The sequence below is a fragment of the Bradyrhizobium sp. P2_E8 genome (genome assembly GCF_056403875.1).
On the sequence record NZ_JBFUES010000459.1, the window covers coordinates 1 to 5,789 of the forward strand.

Sequence of the window (5,789 nt, forward strand, 5' to 3'; positions counted from 1 at the left end):
GACATCGCGCGGTCGACGCCGACGACGACGGGGATGCCGCGCCGGCGCGCCTCGGTGCAGAGGGAGGTCGCGAACGCGGCGCAGCGGCTTTCGACGAGGATTGCCCGACAATCGGCGAGCAGGACGTCGGCGTCCGGCAACTCCATGCTCCACAGGCCGGGATCGCGATAGATCGTGAGTGTCCGCTCGCCGGAGGGCTCGATCATGATCGCGGAGACGGGCGTGGTCACATCAGGCATGCGCACGATATGGCTTGTGTCGATGCCTTCCTTCGCCATCCGTTCGAGAATGAAACCGCTCGACGTCTCCCGCGCATCGCCCATGGGACCTGCGAACGCGACGCGGCCACCAAGCCGTGCCATCGCGATCGCGGCATTGAGCGCGTTGCCGCCGCAGATCTCGGCAAGATGCGTGGCGTTCGCCTTGCTGCCGCGCGCGGGCACGGCCTCCACGCGAAAGGTCAGGTCGCGTACGGGAATGCCGATGCAGAGGATGCGCGGTGCGATCCCGGCCATCGCTGGCCTCAGCTCAAGCGCCGCTCTTGTCGTGCACCCAGCGGCCGAGCAGATGATGGGCGATGGCGAAGGGATGCGGGCCGGCGAGCCCGTCGGGATGCGTCCGCGTCAGCATCAGGGCCGCCTCCTCGCGCGTGAACCAGCGCGCATCCTCCAGCTCGGAGTGGTCGACGACAATGTCTTCGTTCAGCGCCCGCGCGCTGCAGCCKATCATCAGCGACGACGGATAAGGCCACGGCTGCGTCATGTAATACTGCACGTCGGTGCAGCGGATGCCGGACTCCTCGAGGATCTCGCGGCGCACCGCGTCCTCGATGGTCTCGGCGGCCTCGACGAAGCCGGCAAGGCACGAAAACATGCCTGGCGGAAACTGCTTCTGGCGGCCGAGCAGGCATTTTTCTCCGGAGGCGACCAGCATGATCACGACCGGATCGGTGCGCGGAAAATGCTCCGCCTTGCAGGCAGGGCAATCGCGCTTCCAGCCGCCTTCCTTCATCGCGCTGCGCGTGCCGCAATTGGCGCAATAGCCGTGGCGCTGGTGCCAGCTCACCATCGACTTCGCCATCGCGACCGCCGAGAGCTCGTCGGGGCGAATCGCGCCCTGCATGGCCATGCCGCGCAGCTCGGTGAGGCTGTAGTCCTCGGGGCCGACCAGCTTCTCGGCGGCGGCTTGCGACAGGCCCATGCCGAATACAGCGGCGCCGTCGCGCAACCCTAGGAAGATCGTGCCGGGATTGGCACCGCATTTCAGCGCCTCGTCGATTCCCAGCAGCGCGCGCACCTTTTCGCCCTCGCGCTTCACCAGCAGCGAGTCGCGATGGACCACATAGGCGCGCGAGGTCGGCTTCTGCTCCAGCGCGAACAGCTTTTCGTCGTCGCGGCGCAGATGCGCGGCGCGGTCGAGGACGTTGGTGACGAAGGCCGGCTGCCCCAGCGGAAATGCGTCGAATGCTGACATTTCTTGTTCTTTCAACCCAACCAGATTTTTCGGCGAAGCGCGCTGATGAAATTCTGCACCTCGGTGGCGTCGTGCGCCAAGGGCTGCATCACGCCCCAGACCGGCCGCGGCCAGGCGGCGTCACCGGTGCGGCGGGCGATGATGTGGACGTGAAGCTGCGGCACGAGGTTGCCGAGCGCCGCGATATTGAGCTTGTCGCATTTGGTGATCTCCTTCAGCGCGCGCGAGACGCGGGAGATCTCGGTCATCAGCTGCGCCTGCTGCACCTCGTCGAGATCGATGATCTCGACCGCATCGGGGCGCCGCGGCACCAGCAGCAGCCAGGGATAATGCGCGTCCTTGATGACCAGCACCTTCGACAACGGCAGGTCGCCGATGTCGATGGTGTCCTCTTTCAGGCGGGAGTGCAGCGACCAGGCGGGTTCGGGCATGAAGGTTTTCCGGATGGCCCGGCGGGGCGGGCTTGTTGGGGCCGACCATACGATACCGATTCCGATAGGGGAAGGATTCGGCCCCGCTGTCACCGCATACGCGGTCGTCGTCCCGGACAAGCGCGCCCCAAGCGCGCGCAGATCCGGGACCTATAACCACAGGGAGTGGTTATTGCGCGAGCTGGCAACCCGGAATCTTCGTCAAACTCGATCCTGTGGTTATCCCGGCCTTCGCCGGGACGACAGCGAATTTGTGGCGACGTCTTACGCCTCCGCGAGCACCCGCGCATTGGCGCGGACCGAGGCTTCGCTGACGCGAATGCCGAGACCGGGGCCGTCCGGCACCACGACATGGCCGGCGCGGTTGGCGACGCGCTCTTCCAGCACGTCCTCGGTCAGCACATGATGCGGCATGTAGAATTCGCAGCCGAGCGAGATGCCGGGCGTGGCCGCGATCAGCTGCGTGCCGGCGGCAAGGCCGATGCCGCCCTCCCACAGCGTGCCGCCATAGCCGGGCAGGCCGGCGATGTCGGCGATCGCCATGATCGCCTGCGCCTCGAACAGGCCGCCGGCCTTCATCAGCTTGATCGAGACGGCATCGGCCGCCTCGCGGCGCACCACCTCCATCATGTCGCGGCGGTCGAAACAGCTTTCGTCGGCGAGCACGGGTGTCTCCAGCGCCGCGGTCAGATGCGCCATGACGTCGAGATATTTGCGCGGCACCGGCTGCTCGATGAAGGTCGGCGCGAACTGCTCGACATCGCGCAGGATCTTGATGGCGCCGAACGGCGCCAGCGCCTGGTTGTAGTCCACGCGCAGATCGACCTTGTCGCCGAATTCTTTCCGGATCGCCTCGAGGTGATCGAGATCCTCGCGATGCGGCTTCACGCCGGTCTTGACCTTGTAGATGACATTGCCGTCCGGAACCATTTTTCGCATGCGTTCGAGATCGGCGGAAAAGTCCGGATCGGCGATCGAGAAGGAGAGGGGGATGGTGTCGCGCACGCGGCCGCCGAGCAGGTCGGCGACCGACAGCCCCGACGATTTGCCGACGATGTCGAGCAGCGCCATCTCGATTGCGACCTTGGCCTCGGCATGGCCGACCAGCGCGCGGTCGAGCTCCGCCATCAGCGCGCGGATGCGGCGGACCGGCTTGCCGAGCAGGATCGGCCGCAGATAGATGTCGAGCGCGGAGAACGCCGCCTCCGGCGTTCCCGTGAATACCTCCCACGGCGCCGCCTCGCCCCAGCCGACCACGCCGTCGCTTGACGTGAGCTCGAGGAGCACGCGCTTCACGGTGCCCTTGACGTTGCCGACGCCCTGCAGGCGCGCCATCTTGATCGGGCTTTCGATCAGGAACAGCCTGATGCGTGCGACGGTCGCTTCGGTCATGTCAGGCCTCCATTGACGTGCCAGACCTGGCCGGTGACGTAGGATGTTTTGGGCGACGCCAGGAAGGCGATGATCTCGGCCACTTCCTCCGGCCGCCCGCGGCGGCGCATCGGAATCAGCGCCTCGGTTGCGGCGATCTGCTCGGGTGACAGCCGGCTTTCGCTTGGCTTGTCCTTGACGATGAGGCCTGGCGCCACCGCGTTGACGGTGATGCCGTCGCCGGCCAGTTCAACTGCGGTGAGCCGCACCAAGGCTTCCAGCGCGGAACGGCTCGCAGCCGTCGCTGCGAACGGCGCGAATTCGGGGCGGATCGCGTGGGCCACGAAGGACGACACCGCCACGATCCGTGCGTCGCGGCCAGCGCGCAGCAGCGGCAGCGCGGCGTCGACCAGACGCGTGAAGGCCAGAGCGGATTCGTCCATCGCTTGGCGGAATTGATCCGCCGGCGTGCCGATGGCGCTGCCGCGGCGGGCGTGGCCGCCCACGAGGATCAATCCATCCAGCCGGCCGAAAGCGTTTTGTGTAGCGGCGATTGCATCGGTGGCCGCGACTTCCTCGGCGAGGTCGCCGAGGCATTTTGCAACAACAGCGCCTTTCGCTTCGGCTTCCACCGCGGTGGCATCGAGGCCGGCCGCGTTGGAGCGCGTGTGCAGCAGCAGCGCGGTGCCGGGCGCCGCGAGCAGTCTTGCGGTGGCGCGGCCGATGCCGCTGGCGGCACCGGTGACGAGATAGGCGCGATCGATATTGGGCATCACGATGTAGCGTTGGCCGGAGGCAATGCGCCGGTGCGGTGGAAATGGCTGAGGAAGGCACGCGTTGCGGCTTCCTGCGGATTGTCGATCACCTGCCGCGCCGGGCCTTCCTCGACGACGACACCGTCGCGCATGAAGATCAGGCGGTCGGCGACCTCGCGGGCGAAAGCGATCTCATGGGTCACGATCACCATGGTCATGCCTTCCGACGCCAGCCGCTGCATCACGGCGAGCACCTCGCCGACGAGTTCAGGGTCGAGCGCCGAGGTGGCCTCGTCGAACAGCATCACGTCCGGCTCCATCGCGAGCGCACGGGCGATCGCGACGCGCTGCTTCTGTCCGCCCGAGAGCGTCGCCGGATACTGGTCGGCCTTTTCCGCAAGCCCGACCTTGGCGAGTTGCGCGCGCGCGAGGGTCTCGGCATCCGCCCTGGCCATGCGCCGCACCGTGACCGGTCCCTCCATCACGTTCTGGAGCGTGGTCATGTGCGGGAACAGGTTGAAGTGCTGGAACACCATGCCGGTGGTGGCGCGGAATTTCGCCAGCGTCTTCACATCGGGCAGCTTCGAGCCATCGCCGAACGAAAAGCGCGTATCCCCGACACGGACGCTGCCGCCGTCGGGCACGACCAGCAGATTGATGCAGCGGAGCAGGGTGGACTTGCCTGAGCCTGATGGCCCGATCAGCGCCACCACGCCGCCCTTGGCGACGTCGAGACTGATGTTCTTCAGGACCTCGTTGCTGCCGAAGCTCTTGCGCAAGGCCCGGATCTCGATCTTCGAAATGTCGTTCATTCGCCGACCGCCAGTCGCTTCTCGCCGCGCCGGACGATGATGGTGAGCGGGATCAGGATCGCAGCATAGGCAACCGCGACCGCGGTGTAGGTCTCCAGCGGCCGGTAGCTGTCATGGGCTGCGACCTGGCTTTGATAGACCAGGTCGGGCACCGCCAGCACCGAGACCAGCGAGGTGTTCTTGAACTGGATGATCGACTGGTTCATCAGCGCCGGGATCATGCGCTTGATCGCCTGCGGCAGCACGATGCGCCGCATCGCCTGGCCAGGGGTCATGCCGAGCGCGGCACCCGCTTCGGACTGGCCCTTGTCGATCGAGACGATGCCGCCGCGGATGATCTCCGAATAGAACGAGCCGCCATAGAGCGAGAGCGCCAGCGCCGAGGCCGTGATCGGCGTCATCTCGACGCCGGCGAGGATCGGCAGCGCGTAATAGAACCAGATCAGCTGCACCAGGATCGGCGTGCAGCGGAACGCCTCGATGAAGGTGAGCGCGACGAGGCGCACCGCCTTGAAGCGCGACAGGCTGCCGAACGCCCCGAACAGGCCGAAGACGAGGCCGAGCACCACGATGACCACGGTGAAGCCGACGGTGACGCCGAGCCCGTTGAGAAAGAGCCAGCGATAGCTCCAGAGGATGCCGAAGTCCCAATGATACATGCGTGCGTTTACTCGTCTCGTACTGTCATTCCGGGRCGATGCGAAGCATCGAACTCAGGTGCGCAATTGCGCACCGGAGAATCTCGAGATTCCGGGTTCTCGCTYCGCGAGCCCCGGAATGACGGCGTTGACTTACAGCGAAACGCCCGGCGGAATGTCCGCTTCGGTCACGCCCACCAGCTCCATGTTGGTGATGATCGCGTTGCGGATGAAGCCGAGGCCCTTGTTGAAGTCGATCCAGGTGTTGACGTAGTCGCGCCAGGTCTTGTCGGCCTCGCGGCGGATGCC

Annotated in this window: 7 protein-coding genes and 1 pseudogene; all 8 read right to left on the reverse strand. The window is 66.2% G+C overall.

Translation table 11 applies throughout. The annotated features are described in order from the left end of the window. Window positions 1–515, reverse strand: a 515-nt coding sequence (locus AC1D00_RS23555; RefSeq protein ID WP_477012303.1) for a PfkB family carbohydrate kinase, incomplete at its 3' end; no start/stop codon positions are given. 13 nt (window positions 516–528) lie between these two features. Further along, window positions 529–1,473 carry an NAD(+) diphosphatase gene (nudC, locus tag AC1D00_RS23560; protein ID WP_477012304.1) on the reverse strand — a complete coding sequence of 315 codons (945 nt, stop codon included), beginning with the start codon at window positions 1,471–1,473 and terminating at the stop codon, window positions 529–531. An 11-nt stretch (window positions 1,474–1,484) separates the two neighbouring features. Beyond that, on the reverse strand, window positions 1,485–1,904 hold the full coding sequence (locus tag AC1D00_RS23565) for an HIT domain-containing protein (RefSeq protein WP_092187180.1): 420 nt from the start codon (window positions 1,902–1,904) through the stop codon (window positions 1,485–1,487). A gap of 264 nt (window positions 1,905–2,168) precedes the next feature. After that, window positions 2,169–3,296, reverse strand: coding sequence for a muconate cycloisomerase family protein (locus AC1D00_RS23570; RefSeq protein WP_477012305.1), 1,128 nt, complete (start codon window positions 3,294–3,296; stop codon window positions 2,169–2,171). Then, window positions 3,293–4,048 (reverse strand): SDR family NAD(P)-dependent oxidoreductase, encoded by a 756-nt coding sequence (locus AC1D00_RS23575; RefSeq protein ID WP_477012306.1) that lies wholly within the window; start codon window positions 4,046–4,048, stop codon window positions 3,293–3,295. The genes AC1D00_RS23570 and AC1D00_RS23575 overlap by 4 nt, the downstream gene beginning before the upstream one ends. After that, window positions 4,048–4,842, reverse strand: coding sequence for an amino acid ABC transporter ATP-binding protein (locus AC1D00_RS23580; protein WP_135179038.1), 795 nt, complete (start codon window positions 4,840–4,842; stop codon window positions 4,048–4,050). Before AC1D00_RS23580 ends, AC1D00_RS23575 begins: the two co-directional genes overlap by 1 nt. After that, window positions 4,839–5,501: an amino acid ABC transporter permease gene (locus AC1D00_RS23585; protein ID WP_027547482.1), complete on the reverse strand. Its 663-nt coding sequence runs from the start codon at window positions 5,499–5,501 to the stop codon at window positions 4,839–4,841. The genes AC1D00_RS23580 and AC1D00_RS23585 overlap by 4 nt, the downstream gene beginning before the upstream one ends. A 132-nt stretch (window positions 5,502–5,633) precedes the next feature. Beyond that, window positions 5,634–5,789: pseudogene (locus tag AC1D00_RS23590) on the reverse strand (transporter substrate-binding domain-containing protein); the annotation flags it as partial.

Excerpts from the sequence above, each read along its gene's own strand:
- AC1D00_RS23565 (WP_092187180.1), bottom strand. The coding sequence starts at position 1,904 with ATGCCCGAACCCGCCTGGTCGCTGCACTCCCGCCTGAAAGAGGACACC.
- AC1D00_RS23570 (WP_477012305.1), bottom strand. The coding sequence starts at position 3,296 with ATGACCGAAGCGACCGTCGCACGCATCAGGCTGTTCCTGATCGAAAGC.
- AC1D00_RS23575 (WP_477012306.1), bottom strand. The coding sequence starts at position 4,048 with ATGCCCAATATCGATCGCGCCTATCTCGTCACCGGTGCCGCCAGCGGC.
- AC1D00_RS23580 (WP_135179038.1), bottom strand. The coding sequence starts at position 4,842 with ATGAACGACATTTCGAAGATCGAGATCCGGGCCTTGCGCAAGAGCTTC.
- AC1D00_RS23585 (WP_027547482.1), bottom strand. The coding sequence starts at position 5,501 with ATGTATCATTGGGACTTCGGCATCCTCTGGAGCTATCGCTGGCTCTTT.